We start from the raw sequence: 25471 nt of genomic DNA on the forward strand, positions 1-25471 counted from the left end.
CTGGACAGCGTCGCGCCCTACAGCCCGATATCGCTCTCGCGTCGACGATCCAGCAGCTCCAGCACGGCCTGCGCCGCCGCTTCCGACGGCGTGCCGTGCGCCGGCGACAACTGCGCGATCACCTCGCGGAACGCCGCGCGCTGCGCCGCCGCCGCCGCCGGGTCCTGCAACAGCCCTCGCACGGTGTCCGCCAGGCGCTGCGGCGTGGCGTTCTCCTGGATCAGCTCCGGCACCACCTCGCGCCCAGCCAGCAGGTTCACAATCGCCGCGTATTTCACCCTCACCAGCCGGCGCACGATCACCGCCGTCATGAGGTTCACGCGGTACGTCACCGCCATCGGCACTCCCGCCAGCGCCAGCTCCAGCGTCGAGGTCCCCGATTTCGTCAGCGCCGCCGCCGCCGCGGCATAGGCATCGTGCTTGTCAGCGAGCTCCGTCACCACCACCGGCCGCACCGGCCAGCCCGCGGTCGCCCGCAACACCGTCTCCGCTACCGCCGAGGCGACCGGCACCACCGGCACCAGCCCGGGCACGCGCCGTGCGAGCAGTGTCAGTGCCTCTCCGAATACTGGCAGCAGCCGCCCCACCTCGCTGCGCCGGCTGCCGGGCATCAGCACCAGCACCGGCGCATCCGGCGCCAGCCCGTGGGCCGCGCGAAACCGCGCCGCGTCGCCCGATCCCGCGCCGGATTCCAGCACGGGATGGCCGACGAAATCCGCCGGCAACCCATGTTGCGAGAAGAACGCCACCTCGAACGGCAGCAGGCACAGCAGCCGGTCCCACAGCCCCGGGAACGCCCGCACCCGCTTCTCCCGCCAGGCCCAGACCTGTGGCGCCACGTAATGCGCCCGCGCGATCCCCGCCGGCGCCACCCGCTTCAGCAGGCGCAACGTGAAGCTCGGGCTGTCGATGGTCACCAGCACGCCCGGCTGGCGCGCGATCACGTCCGCCGCCGCGTCCTCCAGCAGCCGGCGCAGCCGCAGGATGCGCGGCAGCACCTCCAGCAGCCCCATCACCGCCAGCTCGCGCATCGGGAACAGGCTCTGCACGCCTTGCTCGGCCATGCGCGGCCCGCCGATGCCCGCGAATTCCAGGTCCGGCCGCGCCGCCCGCAAGGCCGCGATCAGCCGTCCGCCCAGCGCGTCGCCGCTCTGCTCGCCGGCCACGACGTAAACCAGCGTCATTCGGGCGCGACCACCCGGCAGGGCGGCGGGGCAGGGGGCCAACTCAGATGGTTGCGTACCGCGCCTTGCTGCCGCACGACGGCAAGCGCAGCCGGATCGAGGTCGCAGAACACCCATTGCGCCGCATCCAGCGCGCCGCGCGCCAGCACCCCGTCCTCCGGGAAGCCGCGATCCACCGGCCCGAACACCGCGGCATGGCCGCGGTTGACATCGAGCGTGCCGCACCATGGCGCCGCGCCGACGGTGGGGGTGATCGCCACGAAGCACTGGTTCTCCATCGCCCGCGCCGCCGCGGCGATGCGCACCCGGTTGAACCCCGCGATCGTGTCGGTGCAGGAGGGCGCCACGATCAGCCAGGCGCCGGCCTCCACCTGCGCGCGCACCAGCATCGGGAACTCCAGGTCGAAGCAGATGCTGATGCCGATCCGCCCCCACGGCGTCTCGAACACCGCGGGCGGCGCGCCGGCTTCGACCCCCCATTCCTCGGCCTCGAAGCGCGTCATCACGTGCTTGTCCTGGAACGCCACGCGCCCGTCCGGCGCGATCAGCGGGGCGCGGTTGCGGATCGCGGCGCCGTCACGGAACGGCAACGTCCCCGGCAGCAGCCACACGCCGTGCCGCCGCGCCACTGCGCGTGCCGCATCCACCGCCGCCACCGCGGCGTCGCAGGCCACGCGCAATTCCCGCTCCAGGTCCGGCGCGTCGCCCGCCGCCAGCTCCAGCGGCGCATATTCCGGCATCACCAGCAATTGCGCGCCCTGCCGCGCCGCCGCCGCCACTTCCGCGTCCAGCCGCGCCGCCCAGCCGGCCACACCGCCGCCGCGGCCGACCTGCCACTGCAGCAACCCCAGCCGCAGCGCGGTCATGGAACCGCAGCGCCGGACAGCGGCTTCATCCAGAATTGCAGCCGGTTCTCCACTTCGTCCACGCTGTCCACCTGCTTCCAGCGCATCGTGCATTCCAGGCCAGGGCAGGGGGCGTATCCCCGTTTGCGCCAGAACGCGTCCAGCGGCACCGCCTCGGGCGGGCGCAGCGGATGGTCCTGCGGCCGGATGACCGAGCAGAACGCCGCGTAGTCGCACGCGGATACGCGCCGTGCATGCGCCTCGCGCTCGGCGAAGAACGCCACCCCCACGCCCTGCCCGCGATACGCCGGCAGCAGCACGGACTCGCCGAAATAGAAGACCCGAATTGGATCGATGCCGTGCGCCCGAAACGGGGCCCTCAGTTCGACGCCGGCATCGGCAAGCGGCTCGCAGGTCGAGCACCCCACCGGCATGTCGCCATCGAACGCCACCGCCAGCCCTGCATCCGGGCTCGCCGCGAAATCCGCCAGGTAACGCTGCTCATAGGCAGGGTCGCCGTCATACAGGTATGGCCAGTCGCGAAACACCGCGATGCGCAGCCGCGCCAGCGCCGGCAGATGCGGCGCCATCGCCGCCCCCCTGAACATCTCCACCCGCACGGTGCCGCATTGGATCATCACCGCTGCATAGGTGGCGCGGCAGCAACGCGCAACCGCCCGGCGTCAGCCGCAGCGTCGCCCGGCCGCGCCCGCCTGACGGCCGGCCGCGAGGCTGACCGCCACGGCCTCCCGTGCCACGATCGCTTCCCGCGCGACTTCCAGCACTGCCACGAGCTCGTCCAGCGTCACGCCGTCGCTGTCCATCACCATCCGGATCAACGGATCGGACAGCATCGTCTCGAAAGTCAGCGGGCGGGCATCGTGTGTGCACATCTGGGTCATCGCCTCGGTCCTTCCGAAACTTCGCAGCCGCATCAGCGTGGAGCAACCAACGTTGCCAACAGCTCACCCGAAAATTAAGTCCCCGAGAACACGGCGACATTTGGGCAGCACGATGATCGTTCCGCACCCCGCACGCGCTGTCAGCCCGACGCGTCCGGCGTCACCACCAGCCGCAGCGGCGCCGCCTCGCGCAGCACGTCCAACGCCACCGCGACACCCGCCCGCTCGCCGGTCAGCAGCCCATGCAGCGCATCGGCCCCATCCACCGCCGCGCCGTCCAGGCGCAGGATCACGTCGCCCGGCCGCAGCCCCGCCTGCGCCGCCGGCCCGTCCGCCTGCAATCCGGTCACCATCGCGCCGCTCGCCTGGCCCATGCCGCGCGCCAGCCGCCCCGGCAGCTCGACGGTCTGCACGGAAATCCCCAGCCGCGCCCGCCGCACATGCCCGTCGCGCATCAACTGCGCCGCCACGGACACCGCGGTATCGATCCCCACCGCGAAGCAGATCCCCTGCGCCGGTGCGATGATCGCGGTGTTGATGCCCACCACGCGCCCGGCGGCATCCGCCAGCGGCCCGCCGGAGTTGCCGGGATTCAGCGCCGCATCGGTCTGCACCACCGACTGGATCAGCCGCCCGTCGCGCGCCCGCAACGTGCGCCCCAGGCCGCTGACGATCCCCGCCGTCACCGTCGCCTGGAACCCGTACGGCGCCCCGATCGCCACCACCAGCTGGCCCACGCGCAACGTACCGCTGCGCCCCAGCTCGGCATGCTCGAACCCGCTCCCGTCCAGGCGCAGCACCGCGAGATCGGTGCCGGGATCGTCGCCCACCAGCCGGGCCGCCACCCGCCGCCCGTCCGGCAGCGTTGCGGTCACCGCCTTCGCCCCGGCCACGACATGGCTGTTGGTCAGCGCATAGCCGTCGGGCGTGAACAGCACCCCCGAGCCCTGGCCGCGCCCGTCATTGCCGATATGCAGCACCGCCGGCGCCACCCGCGCCACGGCGCCGACCACCCTGGCGGAATAGGGGTCGAGGTCGACAACGTCGGGAACGGGGGCGTCGAGGGGCATGCGCGCGATATCGGTTTCGCCCCGGCCGATCGCCACCCCGCCGTCCGGCCGGGGGCCGTCCCGGTCATCCAGCCGATGCACGGGCGAGCGTCGCGCGCCGATAGTCAAGGCACATCACCGCTACCAGGGAGCCCGGCCATGACCGATCCGCTATCCGCGCTGTCCGACGCCCTGCAGGCCCGCGTGCGCGCCGGTGCCGGCAGCGTCGCCGGCCTTGCATGGGGCGGCCGCCTGCGCCTGTCCGCCGTGATCTGGGACAACGCCAGCCTCGTCACCTCCGAGCAGGCGCTCACCCGCGACGAAGCCGTTACCGCCATCCTGCCCGGCGGCGCCTGCGTGCCCGCGGTGCTTGCAGGACGCGACCCCAGCACCAATGTCGCAGCATTACGGCTGGAGGCCGGCGCGCCCGCGATCATGCGTCCGGCCGAGCCCTCCGGCGTCGGAGCAATCGTGCTGGCCCTTGGCAGCGATGGAGCAGGCGGCGCCACCGCACGCATGGCGACGATCGAGGTGCTTGGCCCGGCCTGGGACAGCCAGGCGGGCGGGCGCATCGACCTCAACCTGCGCATCGGCGCGCGCCTGCCGGACCCGGCCGAAGGCGGCCCCGTGCTGGACGCCCAGGGCGGCGTCCTGGGCATGTCCACCTTCGGTCCGCGCCGCGGCGTCATGGTCATTCCCGCCGCCACCATCGCCCGCGTGCTGCCGCAACTGCAGACCGCCGGCGCGGTGCGCCGCGGCTGGCTCGGCGTCGGCGTGCATCCGGTGGCGCTGCCGGCCGCCCTGGCCCGCCAGGCCGGGGCCGAGGCCGGGCTGATGGTGGTGTCCCTCGCCCAGGACAGCCCGGCCGCCGCCAGCCTGCTGCCCGGCGACATCCTGCTCGCCGTCGCCGGCCGCAAGGTCACCAGCGCGCGCGCCCTGGCGGCGGCTTTGGGCCCGGAGACGGTCGGCCAGAGTCTTGAATTGAACGTGTTGCGTGGTGGCATACCCGCGACCCCGGCGGTTACAGTGGCGGAGCGACCGGCATGAGTCCCATCAACGAGACGGCAATGCAGGCACCAACCCGGCAGCAAGCCATCCATCCTTCCGTCCCGGCGCTGGCCCCGGCGCACGGCCCCACCGCCGCGCTGCGCGTGCGCGACCCGCGCCGCCGCCGCCAGCTTGAATGCGTGCTCGACCGCGCCCCGGAAGCCGAGGCCGACGTGCTGGTCATCGACCTGCCGCCGGGCATGACCGTGCCCGCCGATGCCCTGCACGCGCCGCTACTGGTGCTGTCGGACGATCCGGGCGTGGCCGCCGATCCGACCCTCGCCGGCGTGCTCCGTCGCGACGCCTCGGCCCGGCGGATCGCCGCGGCGGTGGCGGCCCTGGCCGAGGGGTTGCAGGTGCGCGAAGCCGCCGCCGCGCCGCCGGCACCGGCCGCCGTGGAGGCCGAGCAGCCCGGCTTCGCCGCGGCGCCGCCCCCGGCCAGCCTGCTGACGCCGCGCGAGATGGAGATCCTGGCGCTGGTGGGCGACGGGCTGAGCAACAAGGCGATCGCCCGCCGCCTCGGCATTTCCGCCCACACGGTGAAGTACCACCTGGAAGCGGTGTTCGCGAAACTGGCCGTACGCAGCCGCGCCGAGGCCGTCATCCAGGGCCTGCGGCGCGGTCTGGTCGTCCTGTAGCCCCGGTTCTCGCGGGCGCCGAGACAACATCGGATTCCGCCGGGACTGGCGCACGGCGAACGGCTTGGTGTGCCGGCCCCGGCCCATCCCCAAGACCGCGCGCACTCCAGTTCCAGCGAGGCAACCATGAAAGTCGCTCTCATCGGCGCCACCGGCAACGCGGGCTCGCGCATCCTCGCCGAGCTTGCCCGCCGCGGGGACGAGGTCACGGCCATTGTCCGCCATCCCGAGAAGGTCCCGGCGCTGCCGCATGTCACCGCGAAACAGGGCGACGTGTTCGACCAGGACGGCCTCGCCCGCCTGCTCACCGGTCACGATGCCGTGATCAGCGCGATCCACTTCACCGACAGCGACCCGCGCAAGCTCATCGAGGCGGTGCGCGCCTCCGGGGCAAAGCGCTATCTCGTCGTCGGCGGCGCCGGCAGCCTCGAAGTCGCGCCGGGCCAGAGGCTGGTCGATACCCCGAATTTCCCTCCGCAATACAAGGCCGAGGCGCTCAAGGGTGGCGAATTCCTCGCCCTGCTGCGCCAGGAGCAGGAGCTGAACTGGACGTTCCTGTGCCCGTCCGCGATGTTCGTGCCCGGCGAGCGCACCGGCAAGTTCCGCCTCGGCACCGACCAGCTCCTGGTCGATGACAAGGGCAAGGGGTGGATCTCGTTCGAGGACTTCGCGGTGGCGCTGGTGGACGAGCTGGAGCGGCCCGCCCACGAGCGCCGGCGCTTCACCGTCGGTTACTGATCCGCGGGGTATGCCGGCTCGCGCATGTCGGCCGGCGCTGGCGCCGGCGGCCGGCAGAACGCGAAATCGCACCCCTGGTCGGCCTGCGTCACCTGTTCCAGGAACAGCCGCAGATAGCCGCGCTCGGCACCCGGCGGCGGGGCAGGGGGCTGCCAGGCGGCGCGGCGCCGTGCCAGCTCGGCCGCGTCCACCAGCAGGTCAATGCGCCGTGCCGCCGCGTCCAGCCGGATGCGGTCGCCGTTGCGCACCAGCGCCAGCGCCCCGCCCACCGTGGCCTCGGGCGTGATGTGCAGCACGATGGTGCCGAAGGCGGTGCCGCTCATCCGCGCGTCGGAGATGCGCACCATGTCCTTCACGCCTTGCCGTGCCAGCTTGCGCGGGATGGGGATGTAGCCGGCCTCCGGCATGCCCGGCGCCCCTTTCGGCCCGGCATTGCGCAGCACCAGCACGTCGTCCGGGGTGACATCGAGGGCGTCGTCGTCCAGCCGCGCCGCCATGTCCTCCAGGCCGTCGAACACCACCGCCCGGCCCTCGTGCTGCATCAGCCGCGCCGTCGCCGCCGAGCGTTTCAGCAGCGCCCCGCCCGGCGCCAAGTTGCCGCGCAGCACCGCAAGCCCACCGCCGGTCGCGATCGGCTTGGCGAACGGGCGGATCACCGTCTGCCCCGGCACCTGCTCGGCCGCCGCGATCACATCGGCCAGCGTCACCCCGCCCACTGTCGCCGCGGCGGTATCCAGCATCGGCGCCAGTTCCTGCAGCAGCCGTGGCACGCCGCCGGCCCAGTGGAAATGCTCCATGTAGTGCTCGCCGGTCGGCTTGAGGTCCACCAGCACCGGCACCTCCAGCCCGAGGCGGTCGAACTCCTCCAGGTCGATCTCGATGCCCAGCCGCCCGGCGATCGCGGTGAAATGGATCACCGCATTGGTTGAGCCGCCGATCGCCTGCAGCACGGTGAAGGCGTTGCGGAACGCCGCCGGAGTCATGATCTGCCGCGGCGTCGTGCCGCTCGCGGCCAGCCGCACCGCCGCGGCGCCCGAGGCCTCGGCGGCGCGGATGCGGTCGGCATGGGTCGCGGGAATGCTGCCGGCGCCCGGCAGCGTCATGCCCAGCGCCTCGGTCATGCAGGCCACCGTGCTGGCGGTGCCCATCACCATGCAGGTGCCCTTGGTTGGCGCCAGCCGGCCGTTCACCGCGTCGATCTCGGCCTCGTCCAGCTCGCCGGCGCGATGCTTCGCCCACAGCCGCCGGCAATCCGTGCAGGCACCCAGCACCTCGCCCTTGTAGTGGCCCACCAGCATCGGCCCCGTGGGCAGGACGATGGCCGGGATGTCGGCGCTCGCCGCCCCCATGAGCTGCGCCGGGATCGTCTTGTCGCAGCCGCCGATCAGCACCACCGCGTCCATCGGCTGGGCGCGGATCATCTCCTCCGTGTCCAGCGCCATGAGGTTGCGCAGGAACATGCTGGTGGGGTGGGAGAAGCTTTCGTGGATGCTGACGGTGGGGAACGCCATCGGCAGCCCGCCGGCCAGCATCACCCCGCGCTTCACCGCCTCGATCAGGTCGGGCACGTTGCCGTGGCACGGATTGAAGTCGCTGTAGGTGTTGGTGATGCCGACGATCGGCCGGTCCAGCGCGTCGTCGGAGAAGCCCATCGCCTTGATGAAGGCGCGACGCAGGAACAGCGAAAATCCGGCGTCACCATAGCTGGTGAGACCCTTGCGAAGCCCGGTTGCCACGGCGCGATCCCCATCTCCGAAGTGCTTTTCCGGGACGCTACAGCACGGTGAGGCAGCGCACCACCGCATGGCCGATGGCCATTGCGGTTGACGCGGCCGGTGCTGAAGATATGATCCATAACAATAATATCCGATAATCCGAGGAAGCCCGTGCAACCACCCGACATCGCATTGCCGGACACGCTGCACTGCGACCTGCAGGACGGGATCGCCGTCTTGCGCCTGTCCCGCCCGGACAAGCGCAATGCGCTGGACGACGTCACCGTCCGCGCGATCGGCCGCTTCTTCGCCGACCCGCCGGAAGGCGCGCGCGCCGTCGTCATCCACGGCGAGGGCGACCATTTCTCCGCGGGCCTCGACCTCACTTCGCTGACCGAGCGCGACACGGAGGCCGGCATCGCCCATTCCCGCCTTTGGCACCGCGCCTTCGAGCGCATCGCGTTCGGCGACCTGCCGGTGATCGCGGTGCTGCATGGCGCCGTCGTCGGCGGCGGGCTGGAGCTGGCGGCCAGCACCCATATCCGCGTCGCCGAGCGCAGCGCCTTCTACGCCCTGCCCGAAGGCAGCCGCGGCATCTATGTGGGCGGCGGCGCCTCGGTGCGGCTGTCGCGCCTGATCGGCGTGCACCGGATGATGGACATGATGCTGACCGGCCGCACCTACGGCGCGGAGGAGGGCGTGGCGCTCGGCTTCTCGCAATACCTGGTGGAGCCGGGCGAGGGGCTGGCCAAGGCCGTCGCGCTGGCCAGGCGCGCGGCCGAGAACGCGCCGCTGACCAACTTCGCCATCCTGCATGCCCTGCCGCGCATCGCCGCGGCCGATCCCGAAACCGGGCTGCTGATGGAAAGCCTGATGGCGGCGATCGCCCAGGGCTCGGACGAGGCCAAGGCGCGGCTGCGCGCCTTCCTGGAGAAGCGGGCGGGCAAGGTCGCCCATAGCTGACGCGGGCAAGAGTTCCACGCAGGAACCGGCACAAGGGGAGAGACAGAGTTGATGCCGACACCGACGCGTCCCGTGCATCTCGGATCGCTCGATGCAACGTTCGTCCGCGGCGCCGACGGCAGCATCCTGGTGCGGCCCACGCGCGGCCTTCGCGCCTATCCGGCCCGCCTGACCGAGCGCCTTGAGCACTGGGCGCGGGTCGCGCCCGACCGCGTGTTCATGGCCTGCAGGGAGCATGGCGGCGACTGGCGCCGGGTCACCTACGCGCAGGCGTTGCGACACGTACGGGCGCTCGGCCAGGCGCTGCTGGACCGCAAGCTGTCGGAAGACCGCCCCGTCGCCATCCTGTCCGGCAACGACCTGGAGCACGCCTTGCTCGGCCTGGCCGCAATGCATGTCGGCGTGCCCTACGCCCCGATCTCGACCGCGTATTCGCTGGTTTCCACCGACTCATCGAAGCTGCGGCACATCCTGGGCCTGCTGACGCCGGGCCTCGTCTTCGCCGCCGACGGCGCCGCCTATGGCCGTGCCATCCGCGCCGCCGTGCCGGACGATGTCGAGCTGGCCGTCACCGCACACCCCACCAATGACCGCCCCGCCACCGCCTTCGCCGAGTTGCTGGCAACCGTGCCGACCGCAGCCGTGGAAGAAGCGGCGGCGAAGGTCGGGCCGGACAGCATCGGCAAGTTCCTGTTCACTTCGGGCTCCACCGGCCTGCCCAAGGGTGTGGTCAACACCCAGCGCATGCTGTGCAGCAACCAGGCCATGCTGCTGGAAGCCTTCCCGATGCTGGAGGAGGAGCCGCCGGTCATCGTCGACTGGCTGCCGTGGAACCACACCTTCGGCGGCAACCACAATGTCGGCCTCGTGCTCTACAATGGCGGCACGATGTATATCGACGACGGCAAGCCGGTCCCGTCGGGCATCGCGGAAACCATCCGCAACCTGCGCGAGATCGCGCCCACCGTCTATTTCAACGTCCCCAAGGGCTACGAGGAGCTGGTCCGCTACCTCGACCGCGAGCCGGCGCTGCGGCAGACCTTCTTCAGCCGCGTGAAGATGCTGTTCTACGCCGGCGCCGGCCTGGCCCAGCACGTATGGGACGAGCTGGAACGCCTGGCGGTCGAAACCACCGGGGAGCGCATCGTCATGATGACCGGCCTGGGCGCCACCGAGACCGCGCCCTTCGCCATCGTCACCCGCCCGGACTGCACCGGCTCCGGCATCGTCGGCCTGCCGGCGCCGGGGGTGGAGCTGAAGCTGCAGCCGAATGGCGGCAAGCTGGAGGCGCGGCTGCGCGGGCCGAACATCATGCCCGGCTATTGGCGCATGGAGGCGCTGTCGCGCGAGGCTTTCGACGCGGACGGCTTCTACAAGATCGGCGACGCGCTGGCCTTCGTCGATGCCGGGGACTGGCAGAAGGGCTTCCGCTTCGATGGCCGCATCAGCGAGGATTTCAAGCTGGCGACGGGCACCTGGGTCAGCGTCGGGCCGATGCGCGCGAAGCTGGTGCAGCGCCTGGCCCCATGGGTGCGCGACGCCGTGATCTGCGGCCACGACGCCGGCTATGTCGCCATCCTGATGCTGCCCGACGCGGCCGCCTGCGCGGCCCTTTGCCCGGACGCCGAGGCGCCGCTGGAACATGCCCTGGTGCAGGCGAAGATCCGCGCTTTGCTGCGCGAGCTGGCGCGCGAGAGCACCGGCAGCTCCACCAGGGTCGTGCGCGCCGCCTTCCTGCGCGAGCCACCTTCGATCGACGCCGGCGAGATCACCGACAAGGGCAGCATCAACCAGCGCGCCGTGATCGCCCGGCGCGCCGGCCTGGTGCAGACGCTGTATGCCGACCCGAAGCCCCCGAATGTCATTTCCATCGAGGACTAGATCATGACCCAGCAACCTGCCCACGCCGGCGTGGGCGCGGCATGGACCGATGCCTGGCTGCTTGACGGCGTGCGCACGCCGTTCGCCGACTACACCGGGCCGCTCGCGGGCGTGTCACCCATCGACCTCGGCATCAAGGTGGCCCGGGCGGCGCTGGAGCGCGCCCAGGTGCCGCCGGCCGAAGTGGGCACGGTGATTGCCGGCAACATGGCCCAGGCCAGCTTCGACGCCTACATGCTGCCGCGCCATATCGGTCTCTATTCCGGCGTACCCATCGAGGTGCCCGCGCATCTGGTGCAGCGCGTCTGCGGCACCGGCATCGAGGTGCTGATGCAGGGCGCCGATGCCGTGACCGGGCGCGGCGTGGACATGGCGCTGTGCGTCGGCACGGAATCCATGAGCCGCAACCCCGTCGCCGCCTACACCCACCGCAACGGCTTCCGCATGGGGCAGGTCGAGTTCAAGGACTTCCTGTGGGAAGCGCTGCTCGACCCGGCGGCCGACGTCACCATGGGCGGCACCGCGGAGAACCTGGCCCGCCGCTACCAGATCGCCCGCCCCGACGTGGATGCATTCGCCGCCCGCAGCTTCGATCGCGCTCTGGCAGCCCAGGCCAGTGGCTTCCTCGACGGTGAGATCGTGCCGGTCACCACCGAGACGTTCGAGCTGGAAGGCTACAAGCCGCGTGGCATCAGGCTGGACCGCAAGGTGGACGCGGTGCGCGCCGACACCCATGTGCGCCCCTCGCCGGTGGAAGCGCTGGCCCGGATCCGCCCGGCCTTCGGCGGCGTGCAGACCGGCGGCAACAGCTCGGCCGTGGTGGACGGCGCCGCGGCGGGCCTGGTCTGCTCCAGCGCCTATCTGCAACGCACGGGCCGCGAGCCGCTGGCGCGCATCGTCGCCGGCGTCGCCATCGGCTGCGCGCCGGAGGTCATGGGCATCGGCCCGGCGCCGGCCATCCGCGCGCTGCTCGCCCGCACCGGCCTCAGCCTCGATGCCGTCGACCGCATCGAGATCAACGAGGCGTTCGGCGCCCAGGTGATGGCCTGCGCCCGCGAACTCGGCCTGGACGAGGACAAGCTCAACGTGAACGGCGGCGCGATCGCCATCGGCCACCCGCTGGCGGCCACCGGCATCCGGCTGGCGCTGACGCTCGCACGTGAGCTGCGGCGGGCGGGCTTGCGGCGCGGCATCGCATCGGCCTGTATCGGCGGTGGGCAGGGCATCGCCCTGCTGATCGAGAACCCCGCTTACGGAGCAGCATGATGAACCTGCAAGGAATGGCCGCCGTGGTCACCGGCGGCGCCTCCGGCCTCGGGGCCGCCACCGCCGCGGCGCTGGCCGAGGCCGGTGCCAAGGTGGCCGTGGTCGATATCAACGCGGCGCAGGCCGATGCCGCGGCGAAGCGCCTGGGCGGCCTCGGCATCTCCTCCGACGTGGCGGACCCGGAGGCGGCGGAGCGTGCCTTCGCCCTGGCGCGCGCCGCGCACGGCCCGGTGCGGGTGCTGGTGAACTGCGCCGGCGTCGGCACCCCCGGGCGCATCGTCGGGCGCGAAGGGCCGCTCGGCCTTGCCGCCTATGAGAAGGTGATCCGCGTCAACCTGATCGGCACCTTCAACATGCTGCGCCTCGCCGCGGCGGAAATGAGCACGCTCGATCCGCTGGAAGACGGCGAGCGCGGCGTGATCATCAACACCGCCTCGGTCGCCGCCTATGACGGGCAGATCGGCCAGGCCGCCTATGCCTCGTCCAAGGCCGGCGTCGTCGGCCTGACCCTGCCGGCGGCGCGCGAGCTGGCCCGCTTCGGCGTGCGCGTGGTGACGATCGCGCCCGGCCTGTTCTTCACCCCGATGATGCAGGCGCTGCCGCAGGAGATCCAGACGAGCCTGGGCGAATCCGTGCCGTTCCCGCAACGCCTGGGCCAGCCCGGCGAATACGCGGCGCTGGCCATGCACATCGTCGCCAACCGCATGCTCAACGGCGAGACCATCCGGCTCGATGGCGCCTTGCGCATGGCGCCGCGCTAGGCGGGGGCGAGGGATGTTGCCGCACCGCCGGGGCGTGACCATCGAATGGGGCGACTGCGACGCCGCGGGCATCGTGTTCTACCCGCGCTATTTCGCCATGTTCGACTGGTCCACGGCATCGCTGCTGGCCCACGCGCTGGGCATGAAGAAGGCGCAGATCATCGCGCATTACGGGATTGCCGGCATTCCCATGGTGGACACGCGCGGCAAGTTCCACGTGCCCAGCACCTTCGGCGACGAGGTGGTGATCGAGAGTCGGGTGGAGCGATTCGGCCGCAGCAGCTTCGACATCTACCACCGGCTGCTGAAGCCCGACGATGCTGGCGGCGAGGTGCTGGGTGCCGAATGCTGGGAAACCCGCGTGTGGGTGGGGCGCCACCCGGACGATCCCGCCCGCATGAAGGCCGTGCCGATCCCGGCGGAGGTGATCGCGAAATTCGGGCTGGGATGACGTTGTCGATCCAGGAAGAAAGGTGACACGGAGAACACAGAGGGCCACAGAGGACACGGAGAAGAAAGTATTTATGCGCGCTTCGCGCGCCCAAACGCTGAGGCCGCCGTCCCACACTGACAGCCAATCCGAACACCATCTCCGTGTTCTCTGTGGCCCTCCGTGTCCTCTGTGTCCCCTGTTCTTCCTTGTCCCCTGTTCTTCCTTCGCCGGGACCGTCACGAACGATCGGGATCGAACGTCCGGTCCGTCAGCCGGTGCAGCAGTCCCAGCAACTGCGCCTTGCCGGCCGCACCGATGCGCGCCACGAAACGCGCCTCGTGCTCGGCGACGAGTTTTTCCAGCCGCTCCAGGGTGGCGCGGCCCGCTTCGGTCAGGAACAGGCCCTTGGCGCGCCGGTCGCCGGGGATGGGGCGGCGCTCGGCCAGGCCGCGGCGCTCCAGCTCGTCGAACAGCGGCACGAAATTGGTGGTCTTGATGCCCAGCGCGAAACTCACCTGGGTCTGCCGCAGCCCGGGATTGGCTTTCAGCACCTCCAGCACCGAGAACTGCGCGGTGCGGATGCCCTCGGCCTCCATGGTCCGGTGAAAGTCGTGGAACACCGCGATCTGGGCGCGGCGCAGGGCATATCCGGTCAGGCCGGGCAGGGGGCCCAGATCCACCACCGCATCCAGAGCCGGCGGGGCATCGTTGTCCATCGTGGAACTGCTCATGACAGTGATGGACAATAACGATCTGCCCGGCGTTCCGCCATGACCTTTCCCGCGTGACATCCACTGGCACGCAGGCGGGGCGTGCCGCCTTGTTACGCCGCCTTGTCGCAATGCGCCTCGATCCGGTAGCCCTGGGGATCGACGAGGAAGGCAGCGTAGTAGTCCGCTCCGTAATCCGGCCGCAGCCCGGGCGCCCCGTTGTCGCGCCCGCCGGCGGCGAGCCCGGCCGCGTGGAACTGGTCCACCGCTGCGCGGGTCGGCGCCACGAAGCACAGATGCAGGCCGGATTTGGCGTCGGCGGGCACGGGGTGTTCGGCGACGCTCAGCCAGAACCCCGGCGCCTCGGCGCCATAGCCCGCATAGTCGTCGCCCGAATGGAGGCAGCGATAGCCGAGCGGCCCCAGCACCGCATCGTAGAAGCGCCGCGCGGCCGCGACGTCGCGCACGCCGAAGGACACATGGTCGAGCATGGCAAGCCTCCCCAAAATATAACCAATTAGACGGTTATATTCGGGCATCGGCCGCCCCAGTTGTCAACCCACAAGTCGGTTAGTAGACACGGCACATGACGCCCCCGGACCACATCGTCGCCGCGCCCGCCGAGGATCTGTGCCTGGCCTTCGCGGACACGCGCTACTGGCGTGGCACCCCGGAACCGAGCGACGAATTGCGTGATATCAACGATGTCACCAGCTGGGTTGCCGCGGCGTCGCCGCTCAACGGCCCCTTCGTCGCGGCCAGCACCGCTGGGCTCCGGGCCGACAAGGCAGCGTCCGTGTTTGCCGCCGCGATCGAGTTGCGGGAGACGTTGTATCGCCTGTTCGCCGCCGCCGCCGCGGGCCAGGATGGCGAGCTCGGGCCGCTCAACGCCGCGCTGGGCGCCGCCTGTTCCCGTCGCCGGCTGGTGCGCCGCGACGGCGTCTATGCCTGGCAGGTGGAGGGCCTGCGCCCGAGTGCGGCGGCGTTGCTGTCCCCGGTGCTGTGGTCGGCGGCCGACCTGCTCGCCGGCCCGCGCCGGGCGCGGGTGCGCCAATGCGCCAATCCGCAATGCGGCTGGCTGTTCCTGGATGACAGCAAGAGCGCCAACCGCCGCTGGTGCTCCATGGCATCCTGCGGCAACCGCGCCAAGGCGCATCGCCATTACCTGAAGCGCCGGGGGGCCGCCGCGTGAGGAAAGCCGGGTTCGACGACGTGGCCGAGGTCGCCCGGCTGTTCCGCGTGGTGCGGACAACCTGCCTGCCGTACCTGCCCGACCTGCACACGCCCGAGGAGGATCTGTGGTTCTTCCGCGAGCGTGTGTTCCGGGACTGCGCGGTCTGGGTGTCGGAGGCAAACGGCATCGACGGGTTCTGCGCCTTCCGCGCCGGCTGGGTCGACCATCTGTATGTCCACCCGGACCGGCACGCGCAGGGCCTCGGGTCGGCCCTGCTCGGCCAGGCCATGACCGCCCACAGGCAGCTGAAACTATGGGTGTTCCAGAAGAACCTGCGGGCGATCCGGTTCTACGAGGCGCACGGCTTCCGCCTGGTCCGCAAAACCGACGGGGAAGACAACGAGGAGCATGAGCCGGACGCGCTGTACGAATGGCGCCGCGGCCGCAGCCCCGCTGCCGGCGTCAGCTGAACAGCAACTGGCCGCCATCGACCACGATGGTCTGGCCGGTGACCCAGCGTCCCGCCGGCGAGGCCAGGAACAGCACCACGTCGGCCACTTCCTCCGGCGTGCCCAGCCGGCCCGACGGGATGCTGGCGCGCACACGGTCGTAGACGGGCGAGCCCTCCAGGCGCCGCTTCTCCCAGGTGCCGCCGGGGAACTCGATCGACCCGGGCGCCACGGCGTTCACGCGAATGCCGTCCTCGGCCAGCATCGCCGCCTGGGTGGTGGTGTAGTGGATCACCGCCGCCTTGAGCGCCCCGTACGGCGCCGAGCGGGTGGACGGGCGCATGGCCGAGATCGACGACACCGAGACGATGCTGGGGCCGGAGCGGCCCTCGGCCAGCGCTGCCCGCATGTGCGGCAGGGCGGCGTGGCTCGCGTGCACCACGGCCATCATGTCCACGTCGAAGCTGGCGGCCCAGCCGGCCCGATCGTCGGTCATGCCGAAGCCCGAGGCGTTGTTGACCAGGATGTCGATGCCGCCGAGCGCCGCCGCGGCGGCCGCGATGTAGGCGGCGATCGCCGATGCGTCGGCAAGGTCGCAGGCGCCGGCATGGGCGGTGCGGCCGTGCGCCGCGATCTCGGCGCGGGTTGCGTCCAGCGATGCGGCGCCGCGGGCGCAGATCGACACGTCCGCGCCGGACGCGGCGAAGCCGAGCGCGATGGAGCGGCCGATGCCGCGGCTGCCGCCGCACACGACAACGCGGCGGCCGGTGAAATCGAATGCCATGTGCAGATCCTCGAATGGGCGGGCCGCGGCGGCCCGGACGTTATTCGCTCAGGGCGAACAACGCATTCTGCACGGGTTCGCTGGAGACGATAATCAGGCCCACATAGGGGTCGGCGAATTCGACCGTGAGGAACACCTCGCTGCTGAGCGCGAGCGCGCACAGGAACAGCGCGCCCATGACCAGCGGCGAGCGCGGCGCCGACAGGCTCAGGCTGCCGAAGGTGAGCATCAGCCAGAGCACCAGGAAGCTGACCAGCCACGGCGACAACTGTGTGGCGTCGCGATCGCCGAGGTTCCAGCGTGCGCGCGCGATCTCATGCAGCTGGGCCATTGCCGCGACCTCGAGGTCGCGCATGCGCGCATCCGGGGACTCCAGATCGCCGATCGCCCTCTCGAGCTCGCCGAACAGCTTCGTCGCGTGGGTGTCCGCGGGCCCCAGCTTCGGGTGGGTCTGCGGCCAGACATCCTTCATGATGCGGGCGCTGTAGCGGAACAGCAGCGAACGCGCCGGGTCGGCCTCCGGGCCGAGCTGGCGCAGGGTCCGGTCCAGCGCGACGATCTGCGAAGAGAAATTCCTCACATCACGAGACGCGCTGTCGAAATGGGTCTTCAATTGGACGGTCAGCAGCGCCAGCATCAGCGCCGCCATCATGGCGACGATCCAGACGCTGCGGCGGATGGCCGTGGTTGCCCGCCGCGTCAGCAGCTTGGCCGGCAGCCGCGCATGCGCGATCAGCCCGGCGACGGCCGAGCTGAACAGGCAAGCAAACACCGCCACCCCGGTCGTAGGGCCGTCCATCCACTCGAGCTCCGCAACAGATTGATACATTACATTGTGCGGGATGGGACGGGTTGTCTAGTCCGTGAAAGCCGAAAGCACCTCATTCACCGTCGAAATGTGCGCAACCGGACGCAATGCCGCGATCGCGGTGTCATGCACGGCGCGGTCGAAGGCGGCGCAGCCATCCGCGAGCACGGTGGTCTCGTATTCGCGCACATGCGCGTCGCGCACCGTGCTGGCGACGCCGCCATTGGTCACGATGCCGGAGACCAGCAACCGGCGGACGCCGGCGCGGGCCAGGACCCATTCCAGGCGGCTCATGTAGAAGGCGGAGAAATTGACCTTTTCGACGGCGAGATCGGCCGGCGCCAGTTCGTCCACCAGCGCATGGCCCCAGGATCCCGGCAGGAAGTCGCCTTGCTTCAGGAACGGGCGCAGCCGCTTGAGGTGCGGCGAGATGAACGGCTCGCCACCGCGGCCGGGCACCAGGGTGAAATGGGTGGACACGATCCAGCCGCCGGCCCGGCGCACCCGCTCGACCAGCGGCCGCAGGCGCGGCACCACCGCGGCGATGTCCGGGTTGCCCAGCCCGGCGCGGCCATAGGCGCCCTCGGGATGCAGGAAATCGTTCTGCAGGTCGCACAGCAGCAGGGCGGTGCCAGGCCATTCGCTCATCGGCTCGCCTCCAGGATCAGGTTGCCGAACCGGTCGACGCGGCCGGACAGGCCGGGCTCGATCAGGATCGTGGTGTCCGGCTGCTCCAGCACGGCGGGGCCGGCGATCACGGCGCCTACCGGCAGGCCGAGCCGGCCGAACACCGGCGTGTCGGTCCAGCCGTCGAACCAGACCCGGCGCCGGCCGCGGCGGGCCGATTCGATGCTGGCGTCGGCGGTGGGCGCCATGGACAGCAGGTCGATCTTCGGCCGCACGCCGGTCACCGCGCTGCGCAGGTTCAGCACCCGCATTGGCACGCCGGGCAGCAGCCGGCCATAGCTGCCGGAATAGGCGGCCTCGAACGCCGCCGCGATCCGCGCCTGCGACAGTTCGCCGCTGCCGTCGGGTTCGAGCGGCAGGGGCACGGCCACGGTGTGGGTCTGGCCGGCATAGTTCATGTCCAGAGCGTGCGCCACCCGCCGGGCGGTGAATGCCATGCCGGCGCGGTTCAGCAAGGCCGCCAGGGACGAAGCCGCCGCATCCATTTCGGCGCGCAAGGCAGCCGGGTCGAGCTCCGCCAGCATGCGGTTCAGCGTGCGCACGCGGTCGTGGCGCATGTCGGCGATGACGCAGCCCAGCGCCGAGGTCACGCCGGGGAAGCGCGGCACCAGGGCGCGGGCCAGGCCGACATCGCGGATCAGCGCGCCCGCGTGCAGAGCGCCGCCGCCGCCGAACGGCATCAGGGTGAATTTCTTCGGGTCATGGCCGCGCTCGATCGACACCAGGCGCAGGGCGCCGGCCATGCGCGCATTGGCGACCCGCAGGATCGCCTCGGCCGCGGCGACGACGTCGAGCCTGAGCGGGGCGCCGACATCGCGGGCGATCACCCGCGCCGCCGCCGCGGCATCGAGCCGGGCGAACTTGCCGCCGATCGGGCGCTCGGCATTGATCCGGCCCAGTACCACGTTGGCATCGGTCACGGTCGGGCGGTCGCCGCCGGCGCCGTAGCACACCGGGCCGGGGATGGAGCCGGCGCTCTGCGGCCCCACCTGCAGCAGTCCGGCGGCATCGACACGCGCGATCGAACCACCGCCAGCGCCGATGGTGGTGATCTCGATCATCGGCGTGCGCACGACGAGGCCGAAATCGAGGGTGGATTGCGCCGCCAGCGCCGGCACGCCGCCGGCCACCAGCGAGACGTCGAAGCTGGTGCCGCCGATGTCGCCCGTGATGACGTCGGGGAACCCCGCTTCGGTGGCGATATGGGCGGCCGCGATCACGCCGGCGGCGGGGCCGGACAGGGCGGTGCGCACGGGCAGGCGCGCGGCGGTCTCCACGCTCATCACGCCGCCGTTGGACTGCACGATCAGGAACGCGCCGCCGAAGCCGCCCTGGCGCAGTGTGGCGTCCAGGGCGGCGATGTAGCCGCCGACCACCGGCTGCAGCACGGCGTTCAGCGCGGCGGTGCTGGTACGCTCGAACTCGCGGATCTCCGGCAGGATGTCCGACGAGATGGCGATATGCGCGTTCGGCCATATCGTGCGCACCGCCTCCAGGGCGGCGCGCTCGTTGGCGGGGTTGGCGTAGCTGTGCAGGAAGACGATGCACAGCGCCTCGGCGCCCGCATCCAGCAGGCGCTGCGCCGCCGCCCGCACCTCGGCGGGATCGACCGCGGTCAGGATGCTGCCATCGGCGAGCGTGCGCTCGGCGACTTCCACGCGCATGTCGCGTTCGATCACCGGGACGAAAGTGCCGGTGAGGCCCCAGGTCTGGCGGCGGTCGCGGCGGCGCATTTCCAGCACGTCGCGGAAGCCTGCGGTGGTGATGAGCCCGGCGCGGGCGCCCTTGCGCTCCAGCAGCGCGTTGGTGCCGACGGTGGTGCCGTGGACGATGGCGGAGATGTCCGCCAGCGGTGCCAGGCCGGTGATGCCCTCGGCGAATCCGTCGGCCTCGCGGCCGCGGGTGCTCGGCACCTTGCCGACGCGGGCGGTGCCGGTTGCCGCGTCGAACAGGAACAGATCGGTGAAGGTGCCGCCGACATCGACGCCGACGACGTTCTCGCCCCGGCTCATGGCACGTATCCCAGGCGCTTGTCGCGTGCCACCGCGGCGGGGTCGCGCCCGGCCGGGTCGCCCCAGCCGCCGCCGCCCGGGCTCTCCAGGCGGATATGCTGGCCCCGCTTCAGCCGCACGCCGACGACCTTGGAGGCGAGCGGCGGCGTGTGCCAGCCGTCGTCCTGCTCGAACGACACCACGTTGGGGGCGCCGCTGCCGCCGCCCAGCACGCCGCGCGGGGCGAAGCGGGCGCGCTCGGCAAACACGAAGGCCTCGGCGCTGCTGTCGCGCAGCTCGATCTCATAGATCGCGCCCATGCCGCCGCGATGCGTGCCGGCGCCGCCGGAGCCCGGGCGCAGCGCCCACTGGGTGAAGCGGATCGGATAGGCCGCCTCCATGATCTCGACCGGCGGGATGATGGCGGTCGCGATCGGCGGGTTGCCGTGGCTGAGGCCGTCGCCTTCGGGATTGCCGCCATGGCCGCCGCCGAAGAACGAGAACATCACCCAGCGCTGCCCGTCCGGGCGCAGGCCGGCGATCGACAGCGCGTTGATGGTGCCGTAGGCGTTGCCGTAGGCGTGGTCGGGCCGGATGCGCGCGAAGGCGCAGAACAGCACGTCGATGATGCGCAGGATTGTCTCGGTGTAGCCGCCCACCGGCTTCGGTCGCTGCGCATCCAGCAGCGCGTTGGGCGGCAGCACGATGTCGATCGGGTCGAGCACGCCGGAATTGGCGGCGACCTCGGGGAACAGGTGCTTCAGCGCCACGTAGACGCTGGCGACGGTGGTGGCGCGGCTGATGTTCACCGGGCCCGCGCAGGCATCGGCTGAGCCGGTGAAATCGAGCTTCAGCCGGTCGCCCGACACGGTCACGGCGCAGGCGATGCGCAGCGGCACGTCGGTGCGGCCATCGTTGTCGAGGAAATCCTCCTCGTGCCAGGTGCCGTCGGGCAGGGCGGCGATCTCGGCGCGGATCTGTGCTGCCGCGCGCGCGGTGAGTTCGCCGAGTGCTGCCGCCACCATCTCCGTGCCGTACTCGTCGAGCAGTGCCGCCACCCGCGCGGCCCCGAGGTCGAGGGCGGAGAGATGCGCGTTGAGGTCGCCATAGGCGCTCATCGGCATGCGCGAGGCGGCCAGCAGGATGTCGAGGATGTCCTGGTTCAGCCGTCCCGCGGTGATCAGCCGCACCGGCGGGATCAGCACGCCTTCCTGGAAATACTCGGTGGCCGCGGGGTTGTAGTTGCCGGGCACGGCGCCGCCCACATCGTGCCAGTGGCCGACGCTGGCCAGCCAGCAGAACAGCCTGCCGTCGCGGAAGCACGGGCGCACCAGGCGCAGGTCCGACAGATGCGTGCCGCCGAGATAGGGGTCGTTGAAGATGAACACGTCGCCCTCGGCGGGCGCGTTGTCGCCGGTGAACTTGTCGATCACCGCGCGCACGCCGAACGCCATCACGCCGACGAAGATCGGCAGGCCGGACTTGCCCTGGATCAGCGTGGCGCCGGTGGCGGCGTCGTAGATGCCGTGGCAGGCGTCGTGCGCCTCGGCGATGGTGGGGTTGAAGGCGGCCCGGAACAGGGTCGCGTCCATTTCGTCGGCGATCTGCTCCAGCCGGCCCTTGAGGACCGCGAGCGTGACGGGGTCGAGCATCAGGGCTTCGCTTCCGTTTTCACGTCGTCGTAGGCGCGGGCGGCATGCAGGATCGCGTCGGTGCCGAGCATGGCGTTCAGGCCCTTGAAGTCGAACATGCGGTTGCGGAACGGCGCCGTGGTGCCGTGCGCCTTCAGCGAGGCGAAATATTCCTGCGCCGCCCACGCGAGGGCGCGCACCAGCCCGCCAGGGAAGATCACGATGCGGTAGCCCAGGGCGCCGAGTTCCGCGACCGAGGCGAGCGGCGTCTTGCCGCCTTCCACCATGTTGGCCAGCAGCGGCACGCGGGCGGCGAAGCGGGCGGTGATCGCCTGCAGCTGCGATCGGTCCTCCGGCGCCTCCACGAACAGGATGTCGGCGCCGGCTTGCAGGTACAGCTCGGCGCGGTCCAGCGCGGCGCCGAGACCCTCGACGGCGATGGCGTCGGTGCGGGCCATGATCAGCGCGGTGTCGCGCGCATCGACGGCGGCGCGGATCTTGCCGGCCATCTCGCCGGCGGGGATCAGCGTCTTGTCGCGCAGATGGCCGCAGCGCTTGGGGAAGGTCTGGTCCTCGAGCTGGATCACGCTGGCGCCGGCGCGCTCGAACACGCGCACGGTGCGCTGGACGTTCATGGCGTTGCCGAAGCCGGTGTCGGCATCGACGATCACCGGCAGCGCCACCCGCTCGCGGATGCGCGCCAGCACGTCGGCCACCTCGGTCATCGACACCAGGCCGATATCGGGCCGGCCCAGCCTTGTGTAGGCGATGGAGGCGCCGGACAGATAGGCTGCCTCGAAGCCGGCTTCCTCGGCCATCGCCGCCGACAGCGCGTCGTACACGCCGGGGGCGAGCAGGGGGGTGGCCTCGGAAAGCCTGTTCTTGAGCGCGTGCATGGCATCCCCCGTCCAGTTGTCCTATGTTTAAGACATCCGGCGCCGGAAGATGTCAACGAGGGGGGAAAGCGGGTGAGCGACGCGCGTACGTTGTTCGACAAGGTCTGGAATGCCCGTGTGGTCGTGGCGCGCGAGGATGGCGCCTGCCTGCTGTGGATCGACCGGCACCTGGTCCATGAAGGCAGTTTCCACGGCTTCGGCATGCTGGACCATTCCGGCCGCCGCGTGCGCCGCCCGGACCTGACCTTTGCCATCGCCGACCATTACGTGCCCAGCCATTCCCGCGCCCTGCCGATCGCCGACCCCGAGGCCGCGGGCCTGGTCGCCACCCTGCGGGAGAATGCCCGGCGGCACGGCATCGCCCTGTTCGGCCTCGATGACCCGCGCCAGGGCATCGTGCACGTGACCGGGCCGGAACAGGGGTTGACCCTGCCGGGACTCACGCTGGTCTGCGGCGACAGCCACACCTCCACCCACGGCGCGTTCGGCGCGCTGGCCTTCGGCATCGGCGCGTCCGAGGTCGCGCATGTCCTGGCCACCCAGACACTGTGGCAGCGCCGGCCGAAGACGCTGCGCGTCGGCATCGAGGGCACGCCGCATCCGCATGTGGCGGCGAAGGACCTGATCCTGGCGGTGATCGCGCGCATCGGGGCGGCGGGCGCGGTGGGGCACGTGATCGAGTATGCCGGCCCGGCGATCCGCGCGATGGGGATGGAGGCGCGGATGACCATCTGCAACATGTCCATCGAGGCCGGGGGCCGTGCCGGCATGGTGGCACCCGACGACACCACCTTCGCCTGGCTGGCGGGGCGGCCCTGTGCGCCCAAGGGCGCCGGCTGGGACGCCGCCCTGGCCGCCTGGAAGGCGCTGCCGAGCGACGCCGGGGCACGTTTCGACCGCGAAGTGACGTTGGATGCTGCGGCCATCGCGCCCACGGTGACCTGGGGCACCAGCCCGGAGACGGCCTTGCCAGTGACCGCGCGCGTGCCGGATCCGGATGCTGCGGAAGATGTGGCGCGCCGCCGGCAGATCGCCGAGCAGCTCGCCTATATGGGGCTCGCCGCCGGGGCGCCGCTGGAAGGCACGCCGATCGACCGCGTGTTCATCGGCAGTTGCACCAATGGCCGCCTGCCGGACCTGCGTGCCGCCGCCGCGGTGCTGAAGGGGCGGCGCGCGCGCGTGCCCGGACTGGTCGTGCCCGGCTCCGTCGCGGTCAAGCGCGCGGCCGAGGCGGAGGGGCTGGACCGGATCTTCACCGCGGCCGGGCTGGTCTGGGGTGAGCCGGGCTGCTCGATGTGCGTGGGCATGAACGGCGACCTGGTGCCGCCCGGCCAGCGCTGTGCGGCCACGTCGAACCGGAATTTCGTGGGCCGCCAGGGCCCTGGCGCGCGCACCCACCTGATGTCGCCGGCCATGGCGGCCGCCGCGGCGGTGGCCGGCGCCATCGCCGATGTGCGAAAGATCGTCGCATGACCCCGTTCACCGTCCTCGCCGGCCGCGCCACCGTGCTCGACCGCGCCAATGTCGACACCGACCAGATCATCCCCGCGCGCTTCCTGCGCAAGCCGCGCAGCGCCGGCTACCAGAACTTCCTGTTCCACGACGTGCTGCTGCAGGAGCCGGACTTCCCGGTCCGCGCCGGCACCGCGGCGGTCCTGGTGGCCGGGGCGAATTTCGGCTGCGGGTCCTCGCGCGAGGGGGCGGTGTATGCGCTGGTGGATGGCGGCATCCGCTGCGTGATCGCGCCCAGCTTCGGCGACATCTTCGCCGGCAATGCCGCGAAGAACGGCCTGCTGACGGTGGTACTTGCTGACGCGGCGGCGCTGCTCGGCGGCGCGGACAGGCTGACCGTCGACCTGCCGGCGCAGGCCATCATCTGCCCGGACGGGCGCCGGTTCGCCTTCGACATCGATGCGTTCCGCAAGCGCTGCCTGATCGAGGGCCTGGACGATATCGGCCTGACCCTGCAGCACGAGGCCGCGCTGGCGGCATTCGAACGCGGCCTGCCGTCCTGGGCGTTGCTCGCGGGATCGCCCGCCCCGTGAACGCGGCCGATCTGCCGCTGCCGCTGTACCACCGCGTCTACCTGGTGCTGCGCCAGCTGGTGGTCGAAGGCAAGTTCCCGCCGGAAGCGCCGATGCCCGGCGAGCACGAGCTGGCCGCCGAGCATGGCGTGTCGCGCATCACCGTCCGCCGCGCGCTGCAGATGCTGGAGCGCGACGGGCTGGTGTCGCGGCGCCGCGGCGCCGGCACCTATGCCCGCCCGCCCGCGGCGCCGGAGCCGGTGCGCGACAATCTGCGCGGCCTGATCGAGAACCTTCTGGCCATGGGCCTGCGCACGAAGGTGCGGCTGATCGAGTTCGACTATGTTCCGGCAACGCCCGACATCGCCGCCGTTCTCGGCGTTCCCACGGGCGAGGTCGTGCAACGCTCGGTGCGCGTGCGCAGCGCCCGCGGCACGCCGTTCAGCCACCTGACCGCCTGCATCCCCGAGGATGTCGGCCGCGGCTTCCGCCGCGAGGACCTGGCGGAGAAGCCGCTGCTGGCGCTGCTGGAGGCGTCCGGCCAGAAGATCGCCCGCGCCGAGCAGACCATCTCCGCCAAGCTCGCCGACGCCACGGTGGCGCCGCTGCTGGCGGTGGATGTCGGCGCCGCCTTGCTGTGGGTGCGCCGCCAGGTGTGCGACCCGGCCGGCCGGGTGATCGAGGCGCTGGAGGCGCTGTACCGGCCGGACATGTACGCCTACCAGATCGGCTTGGTGCGCGACGGCGCGATGTGGAGCCCCGAGCGGGCGGAGGCGTAACGAGATCGTCTAATCCGCCGCCTCCGCGAGCTGCCCGGCGCCGAGCACGATGCGCCGCGCGTGGAAGGCGGCGACGGTCGGGCGGTGCGCGATCGAGACGATGGTGGTGTGCGGCA

General features: G+C 71.4%; 27 protein-coding genes. 13 read left to right on the top strand and 14 right to left on the bottom strand.

Annotation, left to right across the window (positions count from 1 at the left end; all coding sequences use genetic code 11):
• Positions 1–17: 17 nt before the first annotated feature.
• From lpxB to OL599_RS16640, 5 genes are all read right to left on the bottom strand, one after another.
• Positions 18–1184 carry a lipid-A-disaccharide synthase gene (gene lpxB / locus OL599_RS16620; RefSeq protein ID WP_264714962.1) on the bottom strand — a complete coding sequence of 389 codons (1167 nt, stop codon included), beginning with the start codon at positions 1182–1184 and terminating at the stop codon, positions 18–20.
• Positions 1181–2050, bottom strand: a complete 870-nt coding sequence (locus OL599_RS16625; protein ID WP_264714963.1) for a carbon-nitrogen hydrolase family protein — start codon at positions 2048–2050, stop codon at positions 1181–1183. Before OL599_RS16625 ends, lpxB begins: the two co-directional genes overlap by 4 nt.
• Positions 2047–2667: a GNAT family N-acetyltransferase gene (locus OL599_RS16630; RefSeq protein ID WP_264714964.1), complete on the bottom strand. Its 621-nt coding sequence runs from the start codon at positions 2665–2667 to the stop codon at positions 2047–2049. Before OL599_RS16630 ends, OL599_RS16625 begins: the two co-directional genes overlap by 4 nt.
• 45 nt (positions 2668–2712) lie before the next feature.
• Positions 2713–2931 (bottom strand): hypothetical protein, encoded by a 219-nt coding sequence (locus OL599_RS16635; RefSeq protein ID WP_264714965.1) that lies wholly within the window; start codon positions 2929–2931, stop codon positions 2713–2715.
• Between the two features lie 140 nt (positions 2932–3071).
• Positions 3072–4037, bottom strand: coding sequence for a S1C family serine protease (locus OL599_RS16640; RefSeq protein WP_264714966.1), 966 nt, complete (start codon positions 4035–4037; stop codon positions 3072–3074).
• 102 nt (positions 4038–4139) lie between these two features.
• Between OL599_RS16640 and OL599_RS16645 the strand changes: the two genes are divergently transcribed.
• From OL599_RS16645 to OL599_RS16655, 3 genes are all read left to right on the top strand, one after another.
• Positions 4140–5027, top strand: coding sequence for a S1C family serine protease (locus tag OL599_RS16645; protein ID WP_264714967.1), 888 nt, complete (start codon positions 4140–4142; stop codon positions 5025–5027).
• The gene (locus OL599_RS16650; protein ID WP_264714968.1) at positions 5024–5665 is read left to right on the top strand and encodes a response regulator transcription factor; all 642 of its coding nucleotides are present in this window, start codon (positions 5024–5026) and stop codon (positions 5663–5665) included. The genes OL599_RS16645 and OL599_RS16650 overlap by 4 nt, the downstream gene beginning before the upstream one ends.
• Positions 5666–5791: 126 nt before the next feature.
• Entirely contained in the window at positions 5792–6403 is a 612-nt protein-coding gene (locus OL599_RS16655; RefSeq protein ID WP_264714969.1) for an NAD(P)-dependent oxidoreductase, read from the top strand.
• On the opposite strand, the gene OL599_RS16660 is transcribed toward OL599_RS16655, so the two are convergent.
• Positions 6397–8139 (bottom strand): IlvD/Edd family dehydratase, encoded by a 1743-nt coding sequence (locus OL599_RS16660; RefSeq protein ID WP_264714970.1) that lies wholly within the window; start codon positions 8137–8139, stop codon positions 6397–6399. The two genes, OL599_RS16655 and OL599_RS16660, sit on opposite strands and share 7 nt — an antisense overlap.
• Positions 8140–8289: 150 nt before the next feature.
• Here OL599_RS16660 and OL599_RS16665 point away from each other — a divergent pair, with 150 nt between their 5' ends.
• The 5 genes from OL599_RS16665 to OL599_RS16685 are packed head-to-tail and all read left to right on the top strand — an operon-like array spanning position 8290 to position 13440.
• Positions 8290–9081 (top strand): crotonase/enoyl-CoA hydratase family protein, encoded by a 792-nt coding sequence (locus OL599_RS16665; protein WP_264714971.1) that lies wholly within the window; start codon positions 8290–8292, stop codon positions 9079–9081.
• Between the two features lie 51 nt (positions 9082–9132).
• Positions 9133–10962 (top strand): feruloyl-CoA synthase, encoded by a 1830-nt coding sequence (locus OL599_RS16670; protein WP_264714973.1) that lies wholly within the window; start codon positions 9133–9135, stop codon positions 10960–10962.
• Positions 10963–10965: 3 nt separating this feature from the next.
• Entirely contained in the window at positions 10966–12228 is a 1263-nt protein-coding gene (locus OL599_RS16675; RefSeq protein ID WP_264714975.1) for a thiolase family protein, read from the top strand.
• Positions 12228–12989 (top strand): SDR family NAD(P)-dependent oxidoreductase, encoded by a 762-nt coding sequence (locus OL599_RS16680; RefSeq protein WP_264714976.1) that lies wholly within the window; start codon positions 12228–12230, stop codon positions 12987–12989. Before OL599_RS16675 ends, OL599_RS16680 begins: the two co-directional genes overlap by 1 nt.
• Positions 12990–13023: 34 nt before the next feature.
• Positions 13024–13440, top strand: a complete 417-nt coding sequence (locus OL599_RS16685; protein ID WP_264714978.1) for an acyl-CoA thioesterase — start codon at positions 13024–13026, stop codon at positions 13438–13440.
• A gap of 218 nt (positions 13441–13658) precedes the next feature.
• Here the strand turns inward: OL599_RS16685 and OL599_RS16690 are convergent, their stop codons facing one another.
• Positions 13659–14153, bottom strand: a complete 495-nt coding sequence (locus tag OL599_RS16690) for a MarR family winged helix-turn-helix transcriptional regulator (protein ID WP_264714979.1) — start codon at positions 14151–14153, stop codon at positions 13659–13661.
• A gap of 92 nt (positions 14154–14245) precedes the next feature.
• The gene (locus tag OL599_RS16695) at positions 14246–14623 is read right to left on the bottom strand and encodes a VOC family protein (RefSeq protein ID WP_264714980.1); all 378 of its coding nucleotides are present in this window, start codon (positions 14621–14623) and stop codon (positions 14246–14248) included.
• Positions 14624–14718: 95 nt separating this feature from the next.
• Here OL599_RS16695 and OL599_RS16700 point away from each other — a divergent pair, with 95 nt between their 5' ends.
• Positions 14719–15324, top strand: a complete 606-nt coding sequence (locus OL599_RS16700) for a CGNR zinc finger domain-containing protein (protein WP_264714981.1) — start codon at positions 14719–14721, stop codon at positions 15322–15324.
• The gene (locus OL599_RS16705; RefSeq protein ID WP_264714982.1) at positions 15321–15776 is read left to right on the top strand and encodes a GNAT family N-acetyltransferase; all 456 of its coding nucleotides are present in this window, start codon (positions 15321–15323) and stop codon (positions 15774–15776) included. Before OL599_RS16700 ends, OL599_RS16705 begins: the two co-directional genes overlap by 4 nt.
• On the opposite strand, the gene OL599_RS16710 is transcribed toward OL599_RS16705, so the two are convergent.
• From OL599_RS16710 to OL599_RS16735, 6 genes are read right to left on the bottom strand one after another with little or no spacing between them, the layout of a single operon-like run.
• Entirely contained in the window at positions 15769–16539 is a 771-nt protein-coding gene (locus tag OL599_RS16710) for an SDR family NAD(P)-dependent oxidoreductase (protein ID WP_264714983.1), read from the bottom strand. The genes OL599_RS16705 and OL599_RS16710 overlap by 8 nt on opposite strands.
• 40 nt (positions 16540–16579) lie before the next feature.
• Positions 16580–17338, bottom strand: coding sequence for a bestrophin-like domain (locus OL599_RS16715; protein ID WP_264714984.1), 759 nt, complete (start codon positions 17336–17338; stop codon positions 16580–16582).
• A gap of 57 nt (positions 17339–17395) precedes the next feature.
• Positions 17396–17995, bottom strand: coding sequence for a cysteine hydrolase (locus OL599_RS16720; RefSeq protein ID WP_264714985.1), 600 nt, complete (start codon positions 17993–17995; stop codon positions 17396–17398).
• A complete protein-coding gene (locus OL599_RS16725; RefSeq protein ID WP_264714986.1) occupies positions 17992–20046 on the bottom strand; it encodes a hydantoinase/oxoprolinase family protein in 2055 nt (684 codons plus the stop codon). The genes OL599_RS16720 and OL599_RS16725 overlap by 4 nt, the downstream gene beginning before the upstream one ends.
• The gene (locus OL599_RS16730) at positions 20043–21677 is read right to left on the bottom strand and encodes a hydantoinase B/oxoprolinase family protein (protein WP_264714987.1); all 1635 of its coding nucleotides are present in this window, start codon (positions 21675–21677) and stop codon (positions 20043–20045) included. The genes OL599_RS16725 and OL599_RS16730 overlap by 4 nt, the downstream gene beginning before the upstream one ends.
• Positions 21677–22552, bottom strand: a complete 876-nt coding sequence (locus OL599_RS16735) for an isocitrate lyase/PEP mutase family protein (protein WP_264714988.1) — start codon at positions 22550–22552, stop codon at positions 21677–21679. Before OL599_RS16735 ends, OL599_RS16730 begins: the two co-directional genes overlap by 1 nt.
• A 72-nt stretch (positions 22553–22624) precedes the next feature.
• On the opposite strand from OL599_RS16735, the gene leuC reads away from it, so the two are divergent.
• Genes leuC through OL599_RS16750 form a run of 3 tightly spaced genes read left to right on the top strand, consistent with a single transcriptional unit; the run spans position 22625 to position 25355 of the window.
• Positions 22625–24025, top strand: a complete 1401-nt coding sequence (leuC, locus tag OL599_RS16740; RefSeq protein ID WP_264714989.1) for a 3-isopropylmalate dehydratase large subunit — start codon at positions 22625–22627, stop codon at positions 24023–24025.
• Entirely contained in the window at positions 24022–24597 is a 576-nt protein-coding gene (gene leuD / locus OL599_RS16745) for a 3-isopropylmalate dehydratase small subunit (protein ID WP_264714990.1), read from the top strand. Before leuC ends, leuD begins: the two co-directional genes overlap by 4 nt.
• Positions 24594–25355: a GntR family transcriptional regulator gene (locus OL599_RS16750; RefSeq protein ID WP_264714991.1), complete on the top strand. Its 762-nt coding sequence runs from the start codon at positions 24594–24596 to the stop codon at positions 25353–25355. Before leuD ends, OL599_RS16750 begins: the two co-directional genes overlap by 4 nt.
• Positions 25356–25471: the final 116 nt, after the last annotated feature.

This window comes from Limobrevibacterium gyesilva, from assembly GCF_025989185.1.
GTDB classification, from domain to species: Bacteria; Pseudomonadota; Alphaproteobacteria; order Acetobacterales; family Acetobacteraceae; genus Limobrevibacterium; species Limobrevibacterium gyesilva.

What these genes read in the sequence shown, in the direction of transcription:
- lpxB (WP_264714962.1), bottom strand. Translation starts at nt 1,184, where the DNA reads ATGACGCTGGTTTACGTCGTGGCCGGCGAGCAGAGCGGCGACGCGCTG.
- OL599_RS16625 (WP_264714963.1), bottom strand. Translation starts at nt 2,050, where the DNA reads ATGACCGCGCTGCGGCTGGGGTTGCTGCAGTGGCAGGTCGGCCGCGGC.
- OL599_RS16630 (WP_264714964.1), bottom strand. Translation starts at nt 2,667, where the DNA reads ATGATCCAATGCGGCACCGTGCGGGTGGAGATGTTCAGGGGGGCGGCG.
- OL599_RS16635 (WP_264714965.1), bottom strand. Translation starts at nt 2,931, where the DNA reads ATGACCCAGATGTGCACACACGATGCCCGCCCGCTGACTTTCGAGACG.
- OL599_RS16645 (WP_264714967.1), top strand. Translation starts at nt 4,140, where the DNA reads ATGACCGATCCGCTATCCGCGCTGTCCGACGCCCTGCAGGCCCGCGTG.
- OL599_RS16650 (WP_264714968.1), top strand. Translation starts at nt 5,024, where the DNA reads ATGAGTCCCATCAACGAGACGGCAATGCAGGCACCAACCCGGCAGCAA.
- OL599_RS16655 (WP_264714969.1), top strand. Translation starts at nt 5,792, where the DNA reads ATGAAAGTCGCTCTCATCGGCGCCACCGGCAACGCGGGCTCGCGCATC.
- OL599_RS16670 (WP_264714973.1), top strand. Translation starts at nt 9,133, where the DNA reads ATGCCGACACCGACGCGTCCCGTGCATCTCGGATCGCTCGATGCAACG.
- OL599_RS16675 (WP_264714975.1), top strand. Translation starts at nt 10,966, where the DNA reads ATGACCCAGCAACCTGCCCACGCCGGCGTGGGCGCGGCATGGACCGAT.
- OL599_RS16680 (WP_264714976.1), top strand. Translation starts at nt 12,228, where the DNA reads ATGAACCTGCAAGGAATGGCCGCCGTGGTCACCGGCGGCGCCTCCGGC.
- OL599_RS16690 (WP_264714979.1), bottom strand. Translation starts at nt 14,153, where the DNA reads ATGAGCAGTTCCACGATGGACAACGATGCCCCGCCGGCTCTGGATGCG.
- OL599_RS16695 (WP_264714980.1), bottom strand. Translation starts at nt 14,623, where the DNA reads ATGCTCGACCATGTGTCCTTCGGCGTGCGCGACGTCGCGGCCGCGCGG.
- OL599_RS16700 (WP_264714981.1), top strand. Translation starts at nt 14,719, where the DNA reads ATGACGCCCCCGGACCACATCGTCGCCGCGCCCGCCGAGGATCTGTGC.
- OL599_RS16710 (WP_264714983.1), bottom strand. Translation starts at nt 16,539, where the DNA reads ATGGCATTCGATTTCACCGGCCGCCGCGTTGTCGTGTGCGGCGGCAGC.
- OL599_RS16715 (WP_264714984.1), bottom strand. Translation starts at nt 17,338, where the DNA reads ATGGACGGCCCTACGACCGGGGTGGCGGTGTTTGCTTGCCTGTTCAGC.
- OL599_RS16720 (WP_264714985.1), bottom strand. Translation starts at nt 17,995, where the DNA reads ATGAGCGAATGGCCTGGCACCGCCCTGCTGCTGTGCGACCTGCAGAAC.
- OL599_RS16725 (WP_264714986.1), bottom strand. Translation starts at nt 20,046, where the DNA reads ATGAGCCGGGGCGAGAACGTCGTCGGCGTCGATGTCGGCGGCACCTTC.
- OL599_RS16730 (WP_264714987.1), bottom strand. Translation starts at nt 21,677, where the DNA reads ATGCTCGACCCCGTCACGCTCGCGGTCCTCAAGGGCCGGCTGGAGCAG.
- OL599_RS16735 (WP_264714988.1), bottom strand. Translation starts at nt 22,552, where the DNA reads ATGCACGCGCTCAAGAACAGGCTTTCCGAGGCCACCCCCCTGCTCGCC.
- leuD (WP_264714990.1), top strand. Translation starts at nt 24,022, where the DNA reads ATGACCCCGTTCACCGTCCTCGCCGGCCGCGCCACCGTGCTCGACCGC.